Here is a 20,069-nt window from a genome sequence, read left to right as displayed (position 1 = left end):
ACAGGGAAAGGTCTTGAATGTTTTTAGAAAACAGGAGAATCAACCATGTATATGTTTTTACCTTTTTTACTCGCATTATTTGCGGTTATCACCACCCTATATGGAAAGTATAAAACGAGTTATACCCTATGGGGTCTTCTTTCGGTGACGACTGTAGCTTGGTTTATCCATCATGCAACCGATTCGTTAAATCTATCTTTTTAACGGGAGACAATCTGATGAATCAGGTATTAGCAACAAAACAACAGATCAGCGTCGGCATGATATTTAACCTCATTGGGTTATTTGCTATCAGTGCTGTTCTAACCCTTGCTTTCTATTATCAATTGGTCCTTTCCGAACTCCCTTGTCCATTATGTCTGCTACAGCGAGCAGGCATGATCATGATAGGGTTTGGTTTTCTGTTTAATCTGTGTTTTGGTATCAAAAGTGCGCACTATGGCTTATCTCTTATCGGCTGTGTCGTAACTGGCATTGTTGCGATCCGACAAGTATTTTTACATATCACGCCCGGTGATCTCGGTTATGGTTCCGCGCTTTTTGGTATACATTTCTATACTTGGGCCCTTATCTGCTCAGTTATCGCGATTATCGGCATATCAGTCATGCTGATATTGAAAAGCCTGGAAAAAACAACCGAAGAAAAGCAAAAGACGTCTGCCATCGGTCAGATTGTTATCGGATTATTTGTCATATTAATTACCGCAAATTTAATCTCCACTATTTTGGAATGTGGCGGTGGGCAGTGTGATGACAACCCAACGTTCTATCAATTGCTCGGTAAATAATCTTCGATTTGTTCAATTTGAACAGACAAATCCCAGAAAACTCAGGGCGCCATTGGCGCCCTAAGCATTGGTATTGCAGGAAAGATTATGCTTCTTTACTGCGATACGCACGACGGCGTTCGTTTTCCGTCAAATGGCGTTTACGCAGACGAATAGATACCGGGGTCACTTCCACCAGCTCGTCATCATCAATAAACTCCAAAGCCTGCTCCAGGGTTTTCTTAATATGTGGAGACAGGGTTGTCGCTTCGTCAGTACCAGATGCACGGACGTTAGTCAGTTTCTTACCTGTCAGACAGTTAACTGTCAGGTCATTAGAACGAGAATGAATACCGATCACCTGGCCTTCATACACTTCTGCACCATGACCAAGGAACAACTTACCGCGATCCTGTAAGCTGTAAAGTGCATAAGCAACCGCTTTACCCTGACCATTGGAAATCATCACGCCGTTCTGACGGCGACCGATTTCACCCGGACGAATATCATCATAGTGGCTGAATGTTGCATACAGCAGACCGGTACCGGAGGTCATCGTCAGGAACTCAGTACGGAAGCCAATCAGACCACGGCTTGGAATAACATAATCAAGGCGCACACGGCCTTTACCGTCTGGCAGCATATCGCGCAGATCTGCTTTACGCTCACCCAAGGCCCGCATCACATCTCCCTGATGCTGCTCTTCAATATCCAGCGTTACTTGCTCGAAGGGTTCTTGCTTACGGCCATCGATCTCACGGAAGATAACTTTCGGACGGGATACCGCCAGTTCAAAACCTTCACGGCGCATGTTCTCAATCAGAACAGATAAGTGCAATTCACCACGGCCAGAAACACGGAACGCATCCGGATCTTCTGTTTCTTCGACACGCAGGGCGACATTGTGAACCAACTCTTTCTTTAGACGCTCAAGAATTTGACGTGAAGTGACATATTTGCCTTCACGTCCACAGAAAGGGGAGGTGTTAACACAGAAATACATGCTTACCGTCGGCTCATCAACAGCCAGCGGCGGCAGCGCTTCAACAGCATTAGTATCACACAGCGTATCGGAGATATTCAGCTCACCCAAGCCGGTAATCGCAACGATGTCGCCCGCTTCCGCTTGCTCACTCTCAATACGCTCCAACCCCAGATGGCCCAGTACCTTACCGATTTTACCGTTCCGGGTTTTACCTTCGCTATCAACAATCGTAACGTTCTGGTTTGGCTTAACAGTACCGCGCTTGATACGACCAATGCCGATAACACCGACATAATTATTATAGTCAAGCTGAGAAATCTGCATCTGGAATGAACCATTAAGGTCAACTTTCGGTGGCTCTACATGATCGACAATCGCCTGATACAACGGCGTCATATCTTCCGCCATATCATCATGATCAGTACCGGCAATTCCCATCAATGCCGATGCATAGATAATGGGGAAGTCCAGTTGCTCATCAGTCGCACCCAGATTGACAAACAGGTCAAACACCTGATCCACAACCCAATCAGGACGTGCGCCAGGACGGTCAACTTTGTTAATGACCACAATCGGTTTCAAACCATGAGCGAACGCTTTCTGTGTCACAAAACGGGTCTGAGGCATTGGCCCGTCCATAGCATCGACCAGCAACAGTACACTGTCAACCATAGACATAACACGTTCTACTTCACCGCCGAAATCGGCATGTCCCGGAGTGTCTACGATATTAATACGGTAGTCATTCCATTTAATGGCGGTATTTTTTGCGAGAATAGTAATTCCCCGCTCTTTCTCCAAATCATTGGAGTCCATCACACGCTCTGTCGCTGTCGCACGGTCACCGAAAGTACCGGATTGTTGCAGCAGCTTGTCAACCAGGGTAGTTTTACCATGGTCAACGTGCGCGATGATGGCGATATTACGCAATTTTTCGATCACAAACTTTGCCTCAGGCATTTTATAAATGGCGCGCTATTGTACACACATTGGTCGAAGGACTAAACAGGATCACAATAATCTATGCTTAACAACTTGATAACAATGAAATTGTGATCCCTTTCACGCCTATAAACAGACGCACTTTCGGCACAAATGCACTAATATTGTGCTTCGCAGTAACATAATTGCACCAATTTAGTGCAACATTCCCTAATATCAAGGTATCCCATCACGGGTATACTCACAACACAGTATATGGCAAGGCGTTAAAAAGTTGGCACGCTTTTCGCAAATGCTTTCGTGATTGAATTGATTTTCACAACTATTTGACTTTCACAACGATACCCTATGGATTTCAAGATGCATCGCGACGGCAAGGGAGCGAATCCCCGGGAGCATAGGTAACTTGACCGGGGTGAGCAAGTGCAGCCAACAAAGAGGTAACTTGAAAGATAACGCGTATATAAGTTTGCAAACGTGTAAATAGCCTTGTTAAGGTAAAACGATGTGACTGTGTTTTCTTTAGTCTTAACCACGACCATTTTATCAAGACCGACACAAACCAGGAGAAACCGAGTATGTCCGTTGAACATGTTTTAACCATGATTGAAGAGCATCAGGTGAAGTTTATTGATTTGCGTTTCACTGATACCAAAGGCAAAGAACAACATATGACCATTCCTGCTCATCAGGTTAATGCAGACTTCTTTGAAGATGGCAAAATGTTTGACGGATCTTCAATCAGCGGTTGGAAAGGGATTAACGAATCTGACATGGTACTGATGCCAGACTCAAGTACAGCCATGCTTGATCCCTTCTTTGACGATGCCACATTGATCCTACGTTGTGACATTCTGGAACCAGGCACCATGCAAGGTTATGATCGTGATCCCCGTTCCATCTCCAAACGTGCTGAAAACTTCCTGCGTTCAAGCGGAATTGCCGATACTGTCCTGTGTGGACCAGAACCTGAGTTTTTCCTGTTTGATGATGTGCGCTTCGGCAGTGCCATGTCTCATTCTTACTATTACATCGATGATATCGAAGCTGCATGGAATTCCGGGACGCAATACGAAGGCGGTAACAAAGGCCATCGGCCTGCGGTAAAAGGCGGTTATGCTCCGCTGCCTCCTGTTGATTCTTCGCAGGATTTACGTTCAGCGATGTGCCTGACGATGGAAGAGATGGGGTTGGTTGTAGAGGCTCACCATCATGAAGTAGGAACAGCAGGCCAAAATGAAATCGCTACCCGCTTTAACACTATGACCAAAAAAGCGGACGAAACCCAGATTTACAAATACGTCGTACATAATGTCGCGCACAATTTTGGCAAAACCGCAACCTTTATGCCAAAACCACTGGTTGGTGATAATGGCTCCGGTATGCACTGCCATATGTCTCTGTCTAAAAACAGCACTAACTTGTTTGCCGGTGACAAATACGGCGGTCTATCTGAACTAGCGCTATTCTACATTGGCGGTATTATCAAACATGCTCGTGCGCTGAACGCGTTTACCAACCCAACAACCAACTCTTATAAACGTTTGGTTCCGGGCTATGAAGCACCAGTGATGCTGGCCTACTCTGCCCGTAACCGTTCAGCATCTATCCGTATTCCCGTTGTCGCCAGCACCAAAGCTCGCCGTATTGAAGTACGTTTCCCTGATCCGGCAGCTAACCCTTATCTGGCATTCGCCGCTCAATTGATGGCTGGCCTTGACGGCATCATCAATAAAATCCATCCCGGTGATGCGATGGATAAAAACCTGTATGACCTACCACCGGAAGAAGCCAAAGAGATCCCCACTGTCGCCTCTTCTCTGGATGAAGCACTGGCAGCGCTGGATGCCGATCGCGAATTCTTGACCCGTGGCGGAGTATTCACCGATGACGCCATTGATGCTTATATTGACTTGAAAAACAGTGAAATAGAGCGTGTCCGTCTGACACCACATCCACTGGAATTTGAACTCTATTACAGTGTGTAATTAGCAGCGCCGTTTCCGCTGATCATTTTTTGTTGCCGTGAAACCTTTAGCCCATCTTCGGATGGGCCCTTTTCCTACCATCTAAATTTCAGGCTTTGACTAGGTTTTACGCTCGAACATGATACAGTGCACCAAAAAAGTGCAGGAGTGTGGATGAAAACGGAAAATCTGCCCGATAGCGGGCAAATATTAAATTCGCTCATTAACAGTGTACTGGTACTGGATACTGATCTCGTCATCCGCTATGCCAACCACGCAGCACTACAATTATTCGCTCAGAGTGCCCGTAAATTATTCGGTACACCTCTTCCAGTACTGTTCAGCTATTTTTCACTGGATACAGAATTGATGCGCTCTAGTCTGGTCAGTGGCCAGAGTTTTACTGATAACGAAGTAACATTAGTGGTTGAGAACCGCTTTCACATTATGTCGCTCAGTGCCCAACCAATTTCCGAGCAGTTCATCTTGCTGGAACTGGCACCTATGGATAGTCAACGCCGGTTAAGCCAAGAGCAGGTACAACAAGCTCAGCAGATAGCCGCACGGGAATTGGTTCGGGGGCTGGCACATGAAATCAAAAACCCCCTTGGTGGGTTGAGAGGAGCCGCACAATTACTGTCAAAAGCACTGCCTGATCCTGCTTTGCAGGAATACACCCAAGTGATTATTGAACAAGCCGACCGATTGCGCCATCTGGTAGACAGATTGCTTGGCCCACAACATCCGGGTGAACGAATTAAACAAAGCATTCATTATGTTGCTGAACGGGTCTCCCAATTAGTCTCGCTGGAAATGCCGGATAACGTCACACTGGTAAAAGATTATGATCCCAGTTTGCCAGAACTGGCCCACTATCCTGATCAAATTGAACAGGTATTGCTAAATATCACCCGTAATGCCTTACAAGCGCTAGAAAAACAGGGGGGAACCATTACCCTCCGCACTCGTACTGCTTTTCAAATTACCTTGCATGGCAAGCGCTATCGTCTGGCTGCCAGAATTGACGTGGAAGATAACGGGCCAGGTATCCCGCCACAAATTCAGGACACCTTGTTTTACCCAATGGTCAGTGCGCATGAAGGCGGAACAGGTCTTGGTCTATCCATTGCTCACAATTTAATAGACCAACACTCCGGCAAAATAGAATTTACCAGTTGGCCGGGGCACACAGCATTTTCTATCTACTTACCAATTAAGAAATAGAGGATAACGATGCAACAGGGAAAAATCTGGATCGTCGATGATGACAGTTCAATCCGCTGGGTACTGGAGCGGGCGTTAAGTAACGCGGGGATGGAATGTACCAGTTTTGCAGACGCGGATAGCGCCCTGACCGCACTAGCCCAAAACACGCCTGATGTACTGATTTCGGATATCCGTATGCCGGGAATGAATGGGCTAAACCTATTGAATAATATCAAACAGAGCAACCCGTTGCTGCCAGTCATCATTATGACCGCTCATTCTGATCTGGATGCTGCGGTCAGTGCTTATCAGCAAGGGGCTTTTGACTACTTACCAAAACCCTTTGATATTGATGAAGCCGTTGCCTTGCTGGAACGAGCACTTAGCCACTCCCGCGATCAGAATCAGCCAACTAAAAACCCGCAGGTCGTCACACCCGTTTCTGACATGATAGGAGAGGCGCCTGCCATGCAGGACGTTTACCGCATTATCGGCCGCCTCTCCCGTTCCTCTATCAGCGTCCTGATTAATGGCGAATCCGGTACCGGAAAAGAGCTGGTGGCCCATGCGCTGCACCGTCACAGCCCACGGGCCAATGAGCCATTTATTGCCCTTAACATGGCAGCCATCCCTAAAGATTTAATTGAGTCAGAGTTGTTTGGTCATGAAAAAGGGGCTTTCACCGGCGCTAATCAAGTACGCCATGGGCGGTTTGAACAGGCTAATCGCGGTTCACTATTTCTTGATGAAATTGGTGATATGCCTCTGGACATTCAGACCCGTCTGTTACGGGTATTGGCGGAAGGCCAGTTCTACCGAGTTGGCGGTTATGCTCCCGTAAAAGTGGATGTGAGAATTATCGCGGCAACCCATCAGGATCTGGAACGTTTGGTAGAGCAAAGTAAATTCCGTGAAGATCTCTATCACCGCCTCAATGTTATTCGTATGCAATTACCGCCTTTACGTGACAGAGTAGAGGATATCCCTCGCCTGACCCGCCATTTCCTACAACAGACCGCCAAAGAGTTGGGCGTAGAAACAAAGATTCTCCATCCTGACGCAGAAATGGCCTTAATGCGCTTACCCTGGCCGGGCAATGTTCGCCAGTTGGAAAATATCTGCCGTTGGCTGACAGTCATGGCAGCAAGCCAAGAGGTACTGGTACAAGATTTGCCGCCTGAATTATTTGAAACTCATCATACCGAAATCGACACAACAACATCTGTAAATACCGTACCGGCAAATACGACAGCTACAAATACAACACCGGAAAACTGGCCGCAGCTACTTGCCCAGTGGGCAACAAGCGCCTTGGAAAACGGTCAGCAGGATCTGCTATCCGAAGCATTACCGTTATTGGAGCGTACCTTACTTGATTGTGCCCTTAAGCATACCAAAGGCCATAAACAAGAGGCAGCACGATTGCTAGGTTGGGGACGCAATACTATTACACGGAAGTTAAAAGAACTTGGGTTGGAGTAAGGAGATAATATCTCCATCCCTATAACCATTTTGTGGAATTTAATATATCAGATTCCCCATTAGCAGGATTAAATAACCGATCTCGATCACACTTTATACTATCCATTCAGACAAGGACACAATACTACACTAAAGCCGATGTCACTATTATTCCTGGCACGGGTAATACCGCTGGAATAAAAAAGCGACGTTGACAAAGTTTTTAGATTGATTAATCAAACCAGTGTTGAAATGCAGACAGTAAAACCACTTGATATAAAATTTTAGGGATCGTTATAACTGATTGACTAGCTGTATTATATCTGATAAAACCAGTATCAAGCGTGATTAATTTACGATCAATCGAGATAATAGAATCGACAAAAGGCAAGATTGAGCAGTATCTATCACCTTCCAGTTGAAGACGACAATTTTGTCCAAGAAACGGCGTATCTGAAAGAATAGCGCTTCCTGATAAGGAGAAACCCAATAACCTCAGAAATCCTGATGTACCTCATTGAGAATGTGTGACGCACTACCAACGTAGTTATATGCAGCTAACTTAACCCTGACCAAAGTTACAGGGGTATATTGAGTAATAACCTAATTTAAAAAAACCACAACCTCGGTTGTGATTTAGATTCAAACCAGTAATTATAGGGTTGGTTTAAAATAATGAAATGGTGTCGGATTATTATGGCAGTTATTTTGTTTTATTCTCTTTTCGTTGGTATGATGCAAGTATTGTCGCTTAATTTTTATGTTTTTCATGATTATTTTGGCTGGTGGAAAATTCCAGCCAAAGTGGCCGCTGCTATAGCCTCTCTTTACGTTTTTGTTCTACTTGTTAAGTTTTTGCCTCTTATTATTGTTATTTTTATATGTAGCTTGGTTATGGTGGTAAATGTATGGCATTGGTCATTATGGATTTCGATCCTTATACTTATTTGGCCGGTTATTGTTGTCTTGTCTTATTGCGTACTAACCAAAAGCCTGAAATATAATACATCAGACTAGTACTACAACCATAATTCTCTTTCCCAACAGACAATACATTCATAGAAAAGCTTAAATCATACTATTTCTCAGTATTGTAATTATCAGAAAAAATACAATCTCACACTGGAGCTGGCTACAAAGAATAACGGAACTTCATTACACATGTTGATTATTTTTTATAGAATAAATCAAAATATTTGGAATTTATATTTTATTTTACGGAAACCAATATCTGACATTGTACTTTTTTAGTGAATTTTTGTTACTTGATTGATATAGTTATTTTTATATAAATATGTTATCTTAATTTTTATTAATTAAGATAACATATGGATGACAGAGGTACATTAATGCAACAAATAAATAATGCTCTAGTTAATAGCTCAGTTATAGCTGAGGACAAACTAACTGTAATGATGATATTCTGCTTTCAATTATTATCATCTACAAATACAGATGAAGTTAATATGCATATCTCTGATGGTAGGGTATTAACACTGAAATTCGAAGAAAATTTAATTAATCATTGATTTGGAGCTTATGTATGGAATCTAGTATCGAAAATGACCTCTGGAAAGAGGTAGATCGGCAAAATGATTTGCTTTGGAGAATAGAAGAAGCTAAGCGTGTAGCGGGCCTCAGTCTCGAAAGGGCAGTAAATGACACTATAGAATTAGGTGAAGAGGTCGTAGATACTATAGGCTTAGGTATGAGACGTAAGCTCTGGCAACTTTCATATTTTTTTGACGGTTATGAAGATGTATACGGAAGGATAAAAGAAGAAGATCACAGAATGAAATTAAATCTGATGGATCTTAAAAATGAAAATAAAAGAAAATTCATTTCGAGAATAACAGAAATATATGTTGATGAAGTATTTAAAGGTAATGAAGAAAAGGAAAAAGAAAGAATATATGGAAAAATATTAAAATTTTCCGCTAAAGTGACAATAGGTAAATCAATTAAATTAAGTGTATCAGCTATAATAGCAGAAGCCATATATTTAAATTTAATTAAAAAAACCATAGTGAAAAATGTAGCCAAGCGATTTATAAGTGGATTATTAAATATTGCCCAATTTTATGGATATTATGAGAAAGCATCAATATCAGCAAATAGACTTAAAATAACATGTCCACAACTCTATTGGGCTTTGTATTTTCAAAAACTGGAAATGTTATATTTTATAGTTGAACCTGAATTAGAAAAAGGAATTTATTTAATAGAAGGATTTAGGAATAAGCAGGTCAGCGAAGAAGAAGTTGCACGTGTACTTGCACATATGATGGGTGATTGAATTTATATATGAAAAATAAAACATTTAGTAAAGGGTGGTTCAAAAATCTTTTTTATGTATTTATTAAAGAATTATTGTGGTCAAATATGCCCGTTGTAGCCATTTTTATATGGGGGATTGTATCAGTGTATTTCTTCCCCGATGAATGGTGGATTGCATCTTTAATAGGAAGTATTGTAATTGTTGTTCTATTTCTTGTTCTCACATATTTAAGTGAAAGAAAAAAAAGCTAAGCATATATGCTTAGCTTTAATTTTTAATAAATTCGTTCATCCCATATACTATAGGCTGATGTTCCTGCTGTTACATGGTTCCATGTAATGGATTTATATTTAAGAAAAATTTTCTCATACGGCATTAACTCATTACTATTAATTGAATTTGGATAAGTACAGGAAATATCAACAATAGTTGCTTCTGTAATTTTTACTTCATAAAAAATCTCTGACTGCCCTGTCTGACTTGTCCTATAAAAAATAAAAACACCATTCAATGATTCGTTAGAATCTATAGCCATAGCCAACAATGGGGATGATTTATCAATAGGCTTGATAAATTGTATGGGATGATGACTTACGTTCTAGTTACGAGTTATTGCGTGATTTAGACTGAGTACCTGTATTTGATCTTCATGTCCTTTTTGGTATCGATTCCCTATAGAATCGAGGGTTGAGCATCCAGCTGATATTAAGCCTTGTTTCTTACCATTTAATGTTAGATAAATCATGTATGACATAAAGATTACCATCCTAGTTTTTTATTCAAATGATGTTAACTCGATATTTGGGCTAAAGAAAAAAGTAACTTAACATATAAAAAAACTTATGAATACCGGAAGGATTTTTTCAGTGAAAAGTTAACTGTGTTTCCCTCCAAAACATAGCTCACGAGCAGTTAAAATCACATACTCGGCCCATAATTACGATAAGGTTTATTTTTCAGCGCCGGTTGCTCTAACTTCTGCTACCTTATCGCTTGTTCTGTTTGTAAAAACTCTCAAACTGTTGGAGCTGCGCTGTCCATTCGGTCACACAATTGTTTAAGTAATCGACTTGTTTCAACAACGTGACGTTTTCTTCCGAGGCTCACTCGAACATGTTTTGCAAGGAGAACTCTATTTACGATTTTGTATAATTGCCCTTTTATTTAAATAGATATATACCTGTGCTCATTGAAACTGCTTGATTTTCGCCCAAATGAGGTTCAGGGTATCCGTCATGAAAATATTCATTACCGATGAACAAAAAGCCGAACTTGAACACCTCCATCACACCTGCCGTGATAAGAGAGAGTGTGATCGCATCAAAGCGGTCCTCCTGGCCTCTGAGGGCTGGAGTTCTGTCATGATCGCTCAGGCCCTGCGTCTTCATGAAACGACCGTTAATCGTCATATCAGCGATTACCTTAATCACCGTAAAATCAAGCCCGAAAATGGCGGCTCTCAGAGCCATCTCAGCGAAACACAGACTCAGGAACTTATCGCCTATCTGACCGCGAATCTTCTGCCTACCACACAGGCGATTATCCGCCTTGTCAAAGAAGCGTGGGATATCCGTTACACCGTTCCCGGCATGAATAAATGGCTACGCCACAAGGGATTCAGTGATAAAAAGCCGACCGGCGTGCCACACAAGTTCAACGCGGAACAGCAGCGGGCCTTTATAGAAACCTACGGGAAACTCAAGCAGGAAGCCGGAGACCATGAGCCCATCCTGTTCATTGATGGCGTCCATCCCACGCAGGGGACGAAACTGGCTTATGGCTGGATGCGTAAAGGTCAGAAAACCGCGGTGAAAACCACGGGAAGCCGTACCCGTCTGAACCTGATGGGTGCCCTTAATCTGGCTGATATTAGTAAAATGGTCGTACGCGAGTATGACCGTATCGACAGTTATCACATCGCCGAGTTTTTCATTGCCATCCGTGAGACCTATCCGGTCAGTCAGAAGGTTCATATTATCCTTGACGGAGCCAGTTACCACCGAAGCAGGCTGGTGAAAGACTGGGCTTATGTGATGAATATTGAGCTTCATTACCTGCCACCGTACAGCCCGAATCTGAACCCGATAGAAAGGCTGTGGAAGGTGATGAATGAACAAATCAGGAATAACCGTTATTTCGCCTCGACGACCTTGTTCAAGCAAGCAATACATCGCTTTTTTACGGAAATATTACCGGAACTGGCCGGGAACCTGTCGTGCCGTATTAATGACAACTTCCAGGTTATGAATCCTGCATCTTCAAGTTAAGCGGGTATAGGTAAATGAGGTTAAGTAAAAACTATAAAACCGGATACCCAAATGTAAAATAAAAAGAGGTTAAAACCTTCTTATTTAAAAATCATGCTCTGAACAATCAAATCACCCTTGAAAACTGACGCTGGTGAATCTGTTGGCGTAAATAAATATCAAAACACATACAGATATTACGAATCAGTAACCGGCCTCGTGGCGTTACCCAAATCTGTTTCTCATTCACTTCAACCAATCCATCTTCAACCAATGGCGCTAATAATTGCAAATCTTCTGCGAAATAGCGGGTAAAACTCAGCCCATATTGCTGCTCAATATCGGCAAAATTTAGACGGAAATTACAGATAAGCGCTTTAATAACATCACGGCGAATACAATCATCTCGGGACAAAGTTAAACCACGCCATAAAGCATGCCCCTGTTTTTCTAATTCCGCATAATAGGTTTTTAACTCTTTTTGATTTTGGCAATAGCTATCGCCCAACATACTGATAGCAGAAACTCCCAAGCCTAGCAGGTCACACTCTTCCTGAGTGGTATAACCCTGAAAATTGCGATGTAATTTCCCTTCCCGCTGAGCGACTGCCAGTTCATCATCCGGGCGAGCAAAATGGTCCATGCCGATAAACTGATAACCATTATTTGTCAGCGTTGCAATTGTTTCTTGCAATATATCCAGCTTTTGCTCGGCACTCGGTAAATCATGCGCTTTGATTTTACGTTGAGCAGCAAATAAGTTCGGCAAATGAGCATAATTGAAAATACTCATTCTATCCGGTGACAATGCTAATACTCGCTCCAGAGTGAAAGCAAAGCTCTCTGGTGTTTGTTTCGGCAGACCATAGATCAGGTCAATACTAGTGGAATTAAAACCCGTTTTGCGGGCACGGGCAACCAAAGCAAAGATAAACTCTTCATCCTGTTCACGGTTCACCAGATGCTGAACTTCTTTATTGAAATCCTGCACACCCATGCTCAGACGGTTAAAACCTTTATTGCGCAAGTGATCAATCATATCCAGTTCAATTTCACGTGGGTCAATTTCAATGGAAATTTCAACATCTGGCAGAAAATCAAAATGGTTACGCAACAATCCCGTCAATTTACTGATTTGGTCTTTATCAAGGTAGGTTGGTGTACCACCACCCCAATGCATCTGACTCACTTTACGGCCAGAAAACAACTTTGCCCGGTCACGAATTTCCCGTTCAAGCCATTGCAAATATTCATCCGCTTTATGCTTTTGACGGGTGACCAGTTTATTACAACCACAGAAATAACAGAGCTTATGGCAAAACGGGATATGGAGGTAGAGAGAAAGCGGTCGTTCAGGGTAACAGGTAGCAGCCTGGATAAATGCTGCATTGTCATACTGTTGATTGAATTCCAGCGCCGTAGGATATGAAGTATAACGAGGGCCGGAATAATTGTATTTCTGGATCAAAGGCAGATCCCAAACGATGGCTTGCTCAGACATGCTTATCCCTTCCGATGTTTTTGCCCATCAAAACGTAACGCTTTCATATGCTTAATATGTTGCGCCGTTGTGACTCTGCGCAGCCGGGTTTTACGCCGCGATAATCGCCATAGTTTACCCAATAACCATAGCAAATAACATACTAATAGTATGGTTATTAGGATCAACCCGCCTCTGATCATGGGAGATTAAATTATTTACCTTTCAACAGTTGCATAATGTCATCCTGCTTCTCTTCTTCACTCTCTTCCTCATCCAGCTTAATACCTAACTCTTCCATCAGAGCATCAATCCGATCCAGCGTAGTGTCAACATAAGCATGCTCTTCTTTAGACAGACTTTCGCCATTTTCCAGACGCTCTAACAATGCATCCAGACGATCGTCGTTTTCCAGCATCGCCAACTCTTCTTGTAGTGACAGACGTGGTTTTGTCTCGACTTTATTAGCAATGACAGGTTTTGTCGGTTGTTCTCCAACGATCAGCGGAACAGGTACTTTACTGCCAAGACGTGGATCACGTTGCTGTTTGCCTGACTGATGTTTATCACCGCTCTGCTCCTGATTGCGGTTACCGGGCGGATTGCCGCGATGTTTTTTCTCACGCTTACGTGCACGCCCTTCCGCATTCAATTCTTCGCGGTTTTTTCTTTTCTGTTTATTAGCAGATGTTTTGGCTGGTGCTTTTTTCTTTAACGGGTTCATAGCCGGTTACTCAGTTTGGTTTATCAGGGTATTGCTGCGCCGGAATCTAGCAGAAACTGCACATATAGAAAAGCGCCGTGAATAACTCTTTATCTTTTAAAAAATATAGCCAAAAATCTCTTATCATTCATGCATGGTTTAACCATCAACAAATATTCTATTACTCTTAGCTTTCAATAAATGATAAATCGATATGCCTATTTTTGATACTTCTTGCTATAAATACGTTTACTTGTGGGTAGTTGGTTATGCTTTGTTATGGATGATAGTGAGTTATTCATTCGACCCAACCGTCCCTTATGATGCCGTCGAAGCATTGAACTGGGGAAAAAACGGCGAATGGGGTTCACCTAAAAATCCGTGGTTAGTGGGTGTAATGATGCTGCCTGCTATCCATATAAGCGGTGTTTCATTGAGTTTTTACTGGTATTTCATTCACTTTATTGCTATCGCGATTGGCATGCTCGGTGTATGGCATCTGGCGTTCCGGCTAACAAGGAAAAAAGAGCTGGCATGGCTTGCCATGCTGACATTGAACCTATCCGGTATTATTAACTTTGATATTATTCCTTACAACGATAATTATCTGCTAATTATGCTATGGCCGTGGGCTATGCTGTTCTTTCTACGAGCCGTGTATGACAATCCGCGTTGGTGGCTGGCATTTGCCCTCAGTTCCGGGCTGGCAGCAATGGGGAAATACTCCACATTGGCACTGGTTGGTTCGGTTTTTCTGTTGACTCTATTTGTGCCTAAAGTTCGACAATGTTACCGCCAACCCGCGCTCTATATCGCACTGGTTATCTGGTTTGTGCTGGTATTGCCTAATTTCTGGTGGCTATGGAACAATGATTTTGCCGCTTTCAAATGGGTAGATTCACAAATAGATAATGGATTTAATCTACACACTACCCGATCGTTATTATCGGTATTTTATCCGCTGATTATCGTTGGCATTATTATCTATCAGCTTGGCGGCCGTATTAGCTGGCCGAAGGAGCAACCGAACCGATTGGTAAACATTATCATCTTGTTGCCATTACTGATTATCTACTGCTGGTTCTCATTCAATAAGGGGGGAAGAATGACAGAATGGCTGCACCCCTTTATGTCCGTTTCATCAGCGCTGTTGGTTGGTTCTATTACTCGTTTTCCACAGAAATCATTACGCAATACCCTGAGAGGGCTGATTGTCGTCGCAGGGTTGATTCTGATGGGATATGTACTGATTATGGCAGCCAATATTCGCGGTGCCGGCCATAAATTCGAAGGTATCAAAGATTTTTCCTGGCAACTAGAACAACGCTGGCATCAACGCTATTCGACACCGCTCCATTATGTCGGGGGCGAATACTTGCATCAGTGGCTGACTGTTTACGCGCCAAGTCAGCCAGAGACTATTCAACCTTGGATATCAGGAGAGCAGGCACCCAATATCTACAACCGCCATGTTAAGGAAAGCGATATTATACGTGACGGTGCTATTCTGGTAGGTGCAAAGGGAAAAACCTGCGAACAAGAAGATTTTCACAGTGTTTTGCAAGACTGGTCAAAATTAAGAATAAATAGTAAGGAAGAATTTCTTTTCCAGCCCGAACCTGAAACGAAACCAATACTGATCTGTGTAGGTTTTGTGTCACCGGAAAAATATCAGTAGTTTTCTCTGAAATTTGAAAGCCTGATTTAACAGGCTTTCAACACTTCATACACCGTTAATGCGTATCTACAAATACCATTTTCAATACAAACAATAACGTCACCATCACCACACAAGGACTGATTTCACGCCAGCGGCCAGTTCCGGTTTTCATGGCGCAATAAGCAATGAGTCCGCCCAAAACCGTTAATAAGAACCCTTTTACACTACGATGGCGTGAGTGTTCTATCTGAGAGATATTTTTCAATTGGTCATTAATGGGTTGAGTAGGCCGCGGGAACTGCCCCCGCAACCTCTCGACTCATACCGCTCCCATCAGCAAACACACCTGTCATTCCTGCCCGCCAATAGGCAAACAACCCCTTATGCTTCTTTACGGCAGCCGCTTGAGGGGGTTTGAAGCCAGCTTCCGACAGCGGACTTCGATGGGCCTGCCACCCTCTCCTCCTGAGCTTATGCTACATACTGGCTGCGTTCCCTATGCTGCTAGTTTGTATGCCTGCGGCACACTTTCTATAATAAAACGTTTTGATAACATCAGTTTGTCCCATGCAGCAAGAACTTGTGCTTTCATATTACGCCTCTTTTTAGTAATGAAAGTCACTTCTGCCTTCGCTAAGTCATTGACGAGAGGTTGACTGAGATAACCTTTATCTGCGTAAAGAGAGCCGCTTAATCCTTTAGTCAAGTCACGCACAGGTTCTCGGATCCACATTGTCTGCCGTGAGTTTGACCGAGATGATTTCACCTTGATGATTAATGACCAAATGTAATTTGAACCCATAAAACCATCCCATCGTGTTTTTTCCTCGTTTCGCCATCCCCCTCAAAGACCTTATGACGGGGAATGCGAATATGATGGCAAACACGAAGGCTTGTGGAATCGATAAAAACAATCCCTGTTGGTTTGAGTCAAGTAACTACAAAACGGAACTAAAACAGAAGACGCAATCCCAACGAAACGGGTATAGCTGAGTCAAGCCGGAAAATCTTTGTGATGATACTGCCAAATATCCGTAAATCAGCAAAAACTGGCGAACCCACTGAGAAAACCTCAACACGCTCTTCAGGTATCCGCCCGATATCCGCAAGGCAGTCTATACAACAAACGCGATAGAATCGCTGAACAGCGTCATCAGACAGGCAATAAAGAAGTGTAAGGTGTTCCCGACAGACAGCGCAGTGCGTAAAGTGATTTATACCCTATAGATTTCAAGATGCATCGCGACGGCAAGGGAGTGAATCCCCGGGAGCATAGCTAACTATGTGACTGGGGTGAACGAGTACAGCCAACAAAGAGGCAACTTGAAAGATAACGGGTATAGGCAAGCCTCGAAAAAATGGAACAGACCAATCTACAACTGACGACAGGCCATGAACCGTTTTATTATTGAGTTCGGTGATCGTCTGAACGATCATCTTTAAATAGAAGACAATTACACCGAACTATTTACAAAGTCCTTCCAGATTAACGATGTTGCACTTATTATGTTAATCTACCTATTTAAAATACCACCTTATTTTGAGTTATTTTTAAACCAAGACTGTTTATTGATCACACCCACTGTGTGATCAATAAACAAACAGCCATATTCTCATCCTGAAAGAAACAGGAGGTATTCCGTTTATTAGAAACGTAAATTATTACCCTTTGAATAACATAATTTTGATTATAATAGGAGTTTTTATGACATTTTATTCCTTTGCCTTTTCCCCTATTCTTATTTCAGTTTTAGGATACATATTATATATACATAATCACGTAAGGAAAGATAACATCAGCAAGCAAATTCAGTATCTATTACTTTTTTCTTTTTTCGTCTGTTTATCTTACCCATTATTCAGTATTTTTATATTCAAATCTTTCAATATATTTGACAGCGTTACATTATTTTCTATAATATCATCAATACTATCGATAGTTATAAATGCAATAATTCTTTATTTATATAGGGAATTAAAATAATGAAAGAACTGTCACAAAATGAGTTGGCAATTATTTCTGGTGCTTCAAATCTAGCAAAAGATATGGCAAAAGGAGCAGCCGCGGGTGCATCAGGGGGGGGCAACAGCAGGTGCAATATTCGGTCCTCCAGGAGCTGGCGCAGGGGCTCTACGTGGAGCAGTGAGTGGAGCAATTGGTGGCGCAATAAAACCTGTATTTGAAGCGGGTATAAATTCTTTTCCAAAAAATGCTTTTCCATTGCCTGTTCAAATGCCTACTTTTCCAATGAATCCAAGTTGGGTTACACAAAGACCAAGATAATAACTTCATTGGAAAATCATATTTCTACTATTCATAATAGAAATAAGAAATAAATTTTTTGTAATAGCCCTGGTATTGCCTGGGGCTATCTTTGTTTAGATAGAATAAGCTATTATTTAATCGTACAATCTTCACAAATTCAAGGTGTGGTGTTTCTTTACCTATAATTTTAACTTCATGACAGCAGTGATTTCGATGCTCTACAGTGAGCCAGAAACATGAATGTCTTTTAAAATAAAACCAGGATCCGTCAGATGTGGTTAAGAAAATCATAATAATTGATAACTTAAATTAAATAATTAGCCCAAAAGCCCATAAGAAGCTTACTTGACATTATGAAGATCTAGTGGCATAGATTAGCGACTTAGTGATAAATCATAATGCATTGACAACAAAATAGACAACAGCACGAAAGAAAACAGTGCGCGGATTCACAATAACAATAGTTGAGAATCATAGTTTTAATTTGGAGGTTTCATTGTTTCGTCAACAGGTGATTGAGAATAGGAAAAAAAAGTGGCGTGGAAAAGCTATTCTGCTACCGGGCATATCCCCTTGGTTAGTCAGTATGTTTAGTCTTTTTTTTCTTATTACTTTTCTTATAGTTATCATCTTTGGTACATATACGAGAAGAGTGAGTGTTACCGGAGAAATTACCACTTATCCTCGAGCAGTCAGTGTTTATTCTGGAGTGCAGGGATTTGTGGTAAAACAATTTGTTAGTGAAGGACAAATCGTAAAAAAAGGTCAACCAATTTATCAAATTGATGTCAGTAAAAGCACGCGTAGTGGCGTTGTCAGCGACAATCAAAGGAAAGACATTATAAACCAGTAGCTAAAGATTGATAAAATGATTACACGGCTTAAAGAAAACAAAAAAACCACACTAGAAACATTAGAAAAAAAAGAAACAATATACTGAATCATTTAAACATTCTTCTGAAATAATTAAACGAGCAGAAGAAGGCATAAATATAGCAAAAAAATATGGAGAATTATCAGATTTATCAGGCCAAGGGATTGATTAATAAAGATCAGTTAACCAATCAAGTTGCAAATTATTATCAACAACAAATTAAATATTACTCGAGTGATCATTGCTCATAGGGAATCAACTATTGCTTCAGTCGATAGGGTTATCCCTCTAATATAATCTGAACTAGTTCAGTCGTTATATGTAAGAGAGCATGCAAAACAATACAACATGTGCTGGACGTGTCGGATTTTAAACACTATCGAATCAACCATAGCACGGAGTTTGTAGACAGTAAAAATGGTCAAAATCATATCAATGAGATAGAGAATTTTTGGAACCAGTCTAAAACGTCATATGCGTAAATTTAATGGCATACCAAAGGAGCATTTTGCGCTGTTTCTCAAGGAGTGTGAGTGGAGATTTAATACACCGGGTGTAAAAGACCAATTACATATTCTAAAACAAATAGTTAAGGGGAAAATATAATCGTTATCTAGGACAGCCCTTTAATAAATAATCTCTCTATCATTAAAATAGGGAGATTATGCCTTAGATATATATACCCTATGGATTTCAAGATGCATCGCGACGGCAAGGGAGTGAATCCCCGGGAGCATAGATAACGATGTGACCGGGGTGAGCGAGTGCAGCCAACAAAGAGACAACTTGAAAGATGACGGGTATATACCCGTAATCATTGAAGATGCTTGATTTTATCCGAAATGGAGATCATTATCCTCGCTATGAAAATATTTATTACATCAGAACAAAAAATCAAACTTGAGCATCTTCACGACACCACTCGTGATGGTCAGGTACGAGACAGAATAAAAGCTATCCTTCTGGCTTCTGAAGGGTGGAGTTCTGTGATGATAGCCCAGGCATTGCGACTCCATCAGACCACGGTTGACCACCATATCAGTGATTACCTTAATCAAGGTAAACTTAAATCGGGTAATGGGGGGTCTGACAGTTTACTTTCCCGGGAACAAACTGATTTTTTAATCAACCACTTATCTCAACATCTTTTCCATCACACACATGAAATCGTGGCCTATGTCGTTCAGCTCTGGAATATTACCTTTAGCATTCCAGGCATGAATAAATGGCTACA

15 protein-coding genes and 6 pseudogenes are annotated in these 20,069 nt (G+C 41.8%); 15 read left to right on the top strand and 6 right to left on the bottom strand.

The window, feature by feature from the left end; all coding sequences use genetic code 11:
• Positions 1-45: 45 nt before the first annotated feature.
• Both LG003_RS09340 and LG003_RS09335 read left to right on the top strand, forming a co-directional pair.
• Positions 46-204, top strand: coding sequence for a DUF5993 family protein (locus LG003_RS09340; RefSeq protein ID WP_157852135.1), 159 nt, complete (start codon positions 46-48; stop codon positions 202-204).
• 14 nt (positions 205-218) lie between these two features.
• On the top strand, positions 219-788 hold the full coding sequence (locus LG003_RS09335; RefSeq protein WP_112878923.1) for a disulfide bond formation protein B: 570 nt from the start codon (positions 219-221) through the stop codon (positions 786-788).
• Between the two features lie 85 nt (positions 789-873).
• Here the strand turns inward: LG003_RS09335 and typA are convergent, their stop codons facing one another.
• Positions 874-2,712 carry a ribosome-dependent GTPase TypA gene (gene typA, locus LG003_RS09330; RefSeq protein WP_112878924.1) on the bottom strand — a complete coding sequence of 613 codons (1,839 nt, stop codon included), beginning with the start codon at positions 2,710-2,712 and terminating at the stop codon, positions 874-876.
• A 560-nt stretch (positions 2,713-3,272) separates the two neighbouring features.
• Here typA and glnA point away from each other — a divergent pair.
• The 6 genes from glnA (at position 3,273) to LG003_RS09300 (ending at position 9,857) form a co-directional block, all read left to right on the top strand.
• Positions 3,273-4,682: a glutamate--ammonia ligase gene (gene glnA, locus LG003_RS09325; protein WP_262980587.1), complete on the top strand. Its 1,410-nt coding sequence runs from the start codon at positions 3,273-3,275 to the stop codon at positions 4,680-4,682.
• Positions 4,683-4,835: 153 nt separating this feature from the next.
• Positions 4,836-5,885 carry a nitrogen regulation protein NR(II) gene (glnL, locus tag LG003_RS09320; RefSeq protein WP_112878926.1) on the top strand — a complete coding sequence of 350 codons (1,050 nt, stop codon included), beginning with the start codon at positions 4,836-4,838 and terminating at the stop codon, positions 5,883-5,885.
• Positions 5,886-5,894: 9 nt separating this feature from the next.
• Positions 5,895-7,349: a nitrogen regulation protein NR(I) gene (gene glnG / locus LG003_RS09315; RefSeq protein WP_112878927.1), complete on the top strand. Its 1,455-nt coding sequence runs from the start codon at positions 5,895-5,897 to the stop codon at positions 7,347-7,349.
• 675 nt (positions 7,350-8,024) lie between these two features.
• Positions 8,025-8,345, top strand: coding sequence for a hypothetical protein (locus tag LG003_RS09310; protein WP_240000848.1), 321 nt, complete (start codon positions 8,025-8,027; stop codon positions 8,343-8,345).
• A 526-nt stretch (positions 8,346-8,871) separates the two neighbouring features.
• Positions 8,872-9,624: a hypothetical protein gene (locus tag LG003_RS09305; protein WP_112878930.1), complete on the top strand. Its 753-nt coding sequence runs from the start codon at positions 8,872-8,874 to the stop codon at positions 9,622-9,624.
• A gap of 8 nt (positions 9,625-9,632) precedes the next feature.
• Positions 9,633-9,857, top strand: coding sequence for a hypothetical protein (locus LG003_RS09300; protein ID WP_049583998.1), 225 nt, complete (start codon positions 9,633-9,635; stop codon positions 9,855-9,857).
• 23 nt (positions 9,858-9,880) lie between these two features.
• Here LG003_RS09300 and LG003_RS09295 read toward each other — a convergent pair.
• Positions 9,881-10,360 (bottom strand): annotated as a pseudogene (locus LG003_RS09295) (Hcp family type VI secretion system effector).
• A 481-nt stretch (positions 10,361-10,841) separates the two neighbouring features.
• Between LG003_RS09295 and LG003_RS09290 the strand changes: the two are divergent.
• The gene (locus LG003_RS09290; RefSeq protein ID WP_262980586.1) at positions 10,842-11,873 is read left to right on the top strand and encodes an IS630 family transposase; all 1,032 of its coding nucleotides are present in this window, start codon (positions 10,842-10,844) and stop codon (positions 11,871-11,873) included.
• Positions 11,874-11,979: 106 nt separating this feature from the next.
• Here the strand turns inward: LG003_RS09290 and hemN are convergent, their stop codons facing one another.
• Positions 11,980-13,353 (bottom strand): oxygen-independent coproporphyrinogen III oxidase, encoded by a 1,374-nt coding sequence (gene hemN / locus LG003_RS09285; protein WP_262980585.1) that lies wholly within the window; start codon positions 13,351-13,353, stop codon positions 11,980-11,982.
• A 193-nt stretch (positions 13,354-13,546) separates the two neighbouring features.
• Positions 13,547-14,056, bottom strand: coding sequence for a Der GTPase-activating protein YihI (gene yihI / locus LG003_RS09280; RefSeq protein WP_262980584.1), 510 nt, complete (start codon positions 14,054-14,056; stop codon positions 13,547-13,549).
• Positions 14,057-14,249: 193 nt separating this feature from the next.
• Here yihI and LG003_RS09275 point away from each other — a divergent pair, with 193 nt between their 5' ends.
• The gene (locus LG003_RS09275) at positions 14,250-15,713 is read left to right on the top strand and encodes an ArnT family glycosyltransferase (RefSeq protein WP_112879711.1); all 1,464 of its coding nucleotides are present in this window, start codon (positions 14,250-14,252) and stop codon (positions 15,711-15,713) included.
• Positions 15,714-15,870: 157 nt separating this feature from the next.
• Here the strand turns inward: LG003_RS09275 and LG003_RS09270 are convergent.
• Together LG003_RS09270 and LG003_RS09265 are read right to left on the bottom strand one after the other, a co-directional pair.
• Positions 15,871-15,963: pseudogene (locus LG003_RS09270) on the bottom strand (IS982 family transposase); the annotation flags it as partial.
• 255 nt (positions 15,964-16,218) lie between these two features.
• Positions 16,219-16,725, bottom strand: a pseudogene (locus LG003_RS09265) (IS982 family transposase); the annotation flags it as partial.
• 8 nt (positions 16,726-16,733) lie between these two features.
• On the opposite strand from LG003_RS09265, the pseudogene LG003_RS23630 reads away from it, so the two are divergent.
• The 5 genes and pseudogenes from LG003_RS23630 to LG003_RS09240 all read left to right on the top strand — a co-directional run.
• A pseudogene (locus tag LG003_RS23630) lies at positions 16,734-17,138 on the top strand (transposase); the annotation flags it as partial.
• Positions 17,139-17,763: 625 nt separating this feature from the next.
• Positions 17,764-17,979, top strand: coding sequence for a hypothetical protein (locus LG003_RS09255; RefSeq protein ID WP_112879709.1), 216 nt, complete (start codon positions 17,764-17,766; stop codon positions 17,977-17,979).
• Positions 17,980-18,457: 478 nt separating this feature from the next.
• Positions 18,458-19,053, top strand: a pseudogene (locus tag LG003_RS09250) (colicin V secretion protein CvaA); the annotation flags it as partial.
• A gap of 132 nt (positions 19,054-19,185) precedes the next feature.
• Positions 19,186-19,441: pseudogene (locus LG003_RS09245) on the top strand (transposase); the annotation flags it as partial.
• 257 nt (positions 19,442-19,698) lie between these two features.
• On the top strand, positions 19,699-20,069 hold a 371-nt coding region (locus tag LG003_RS09240), incomplete at its 3' end, for a helix-turn-helix domain-containing protein (protein WP_262980583.1).

Source organism: Photorhabdus kleinii (genome assembly GCF_025384885.1).
GTDB classification, from domain to species: Bacteria; Pseudomonadota; Gammaproteobacteria; order Enterobacterales; family Enterobacteriaceae; genus Photorhabdus; species Photorhabdus kayaii.
The sequence above is the reverse complement of the archived record's forward strand: the minus strand, read 5'-3'. Positions and strand labels throughout refer to the sequence as shown.

Excerpts from the sequence above, each read along its gene's own strand:
- LG003_RS09340 (WP_157852135.1), top strand. The coding sequence starts at position 46 with ATGTATATGTTTTTACCTTTTTTACTCGCATTATTTGCGGTTATCACC.
- LG003_RS09335 (WP_112878923.1), top strand. The coding sequence starts at position 219 with ATGAATCAGGTATTAGCAACAAAACAACAGATCAGCGTCGGCATGATA.
- typA (WP_112878924.1), bottom strand. The coding sequence starts at position 2,712 with ATGCCTGAGGCAAAGTTTGTGATCGAAAAATTGCGTAATATCGCCATC.
- glnA (WP_262980587.1), top strand. The coding sequence starts at position 3,273 with ATGTCCGTTGAACATGTTTTAACCATGATTGAAGAGCATCAGGTGAAG.
- glnL (WP_112878926.1), top strand. The coding sequence starts at position 4,836 with ATGAAAACGGAAAATCTGCCCGATAGCGGGCAAATATTAAATTCGCTC.
- glnG (WP_112878927.1), top strand. The coding sequence starts at position 5,895 with ATGCAACAGGGAAAAATCTGGATCGTCGATGATGACAGTTCAATCCGC.
- LG003_RS09310 (WP_240000848.1), top strand. The coding sequence starts at position 8,025 with ATGGCAGTTATTTTGTTTTATTCTCTTTTCGTTGGTATGATGCAAGTA.
- LG003_RS09305 (WP_112878930.1), top strand. The coding sequence starts at position 8,872 with ATGGAATCTAGTATCGAAAATGACCTCTGGAAAGAGGTAGATCGGCAA.
- LG003_RS09300 (WP_049583998.1), top strand. The coding sequence starts at position 9,633 with ATGAAAAATAAAACATTTAGTAAAGGGTGGTTCAAAAATCTTTTTTAT.
- LG003_RS09290 (WP_262980586.1), top strand. The coding sequence starts at position 10,842 with ATGAAAATATTCATTACCGATGAACAAAAAGCCGAACTTGAACACCTC.
- hemN (WP_262980585.1), bottom strand. The coding sequence starts at position 13,353 with ATGTCTGAGCAAGCCATCGTTTGGGATCTGCCTTTGATCCAGAAATAC.
- yihI (WP_262980584.1), bottom strand. The coding sequence starts at position 14,056 with ATGAACCCGTTAAAGAAAAAAGCACCAGCCAAAACATCTGCTAATAAA.
- LG003_RS09275 (WP_112879711.1), top strand. The coding sequence starts at position 14,250 with ATGCCTATTTTTGATACTTCTTGCTATAAATACGTTTACTTGTGGGTA.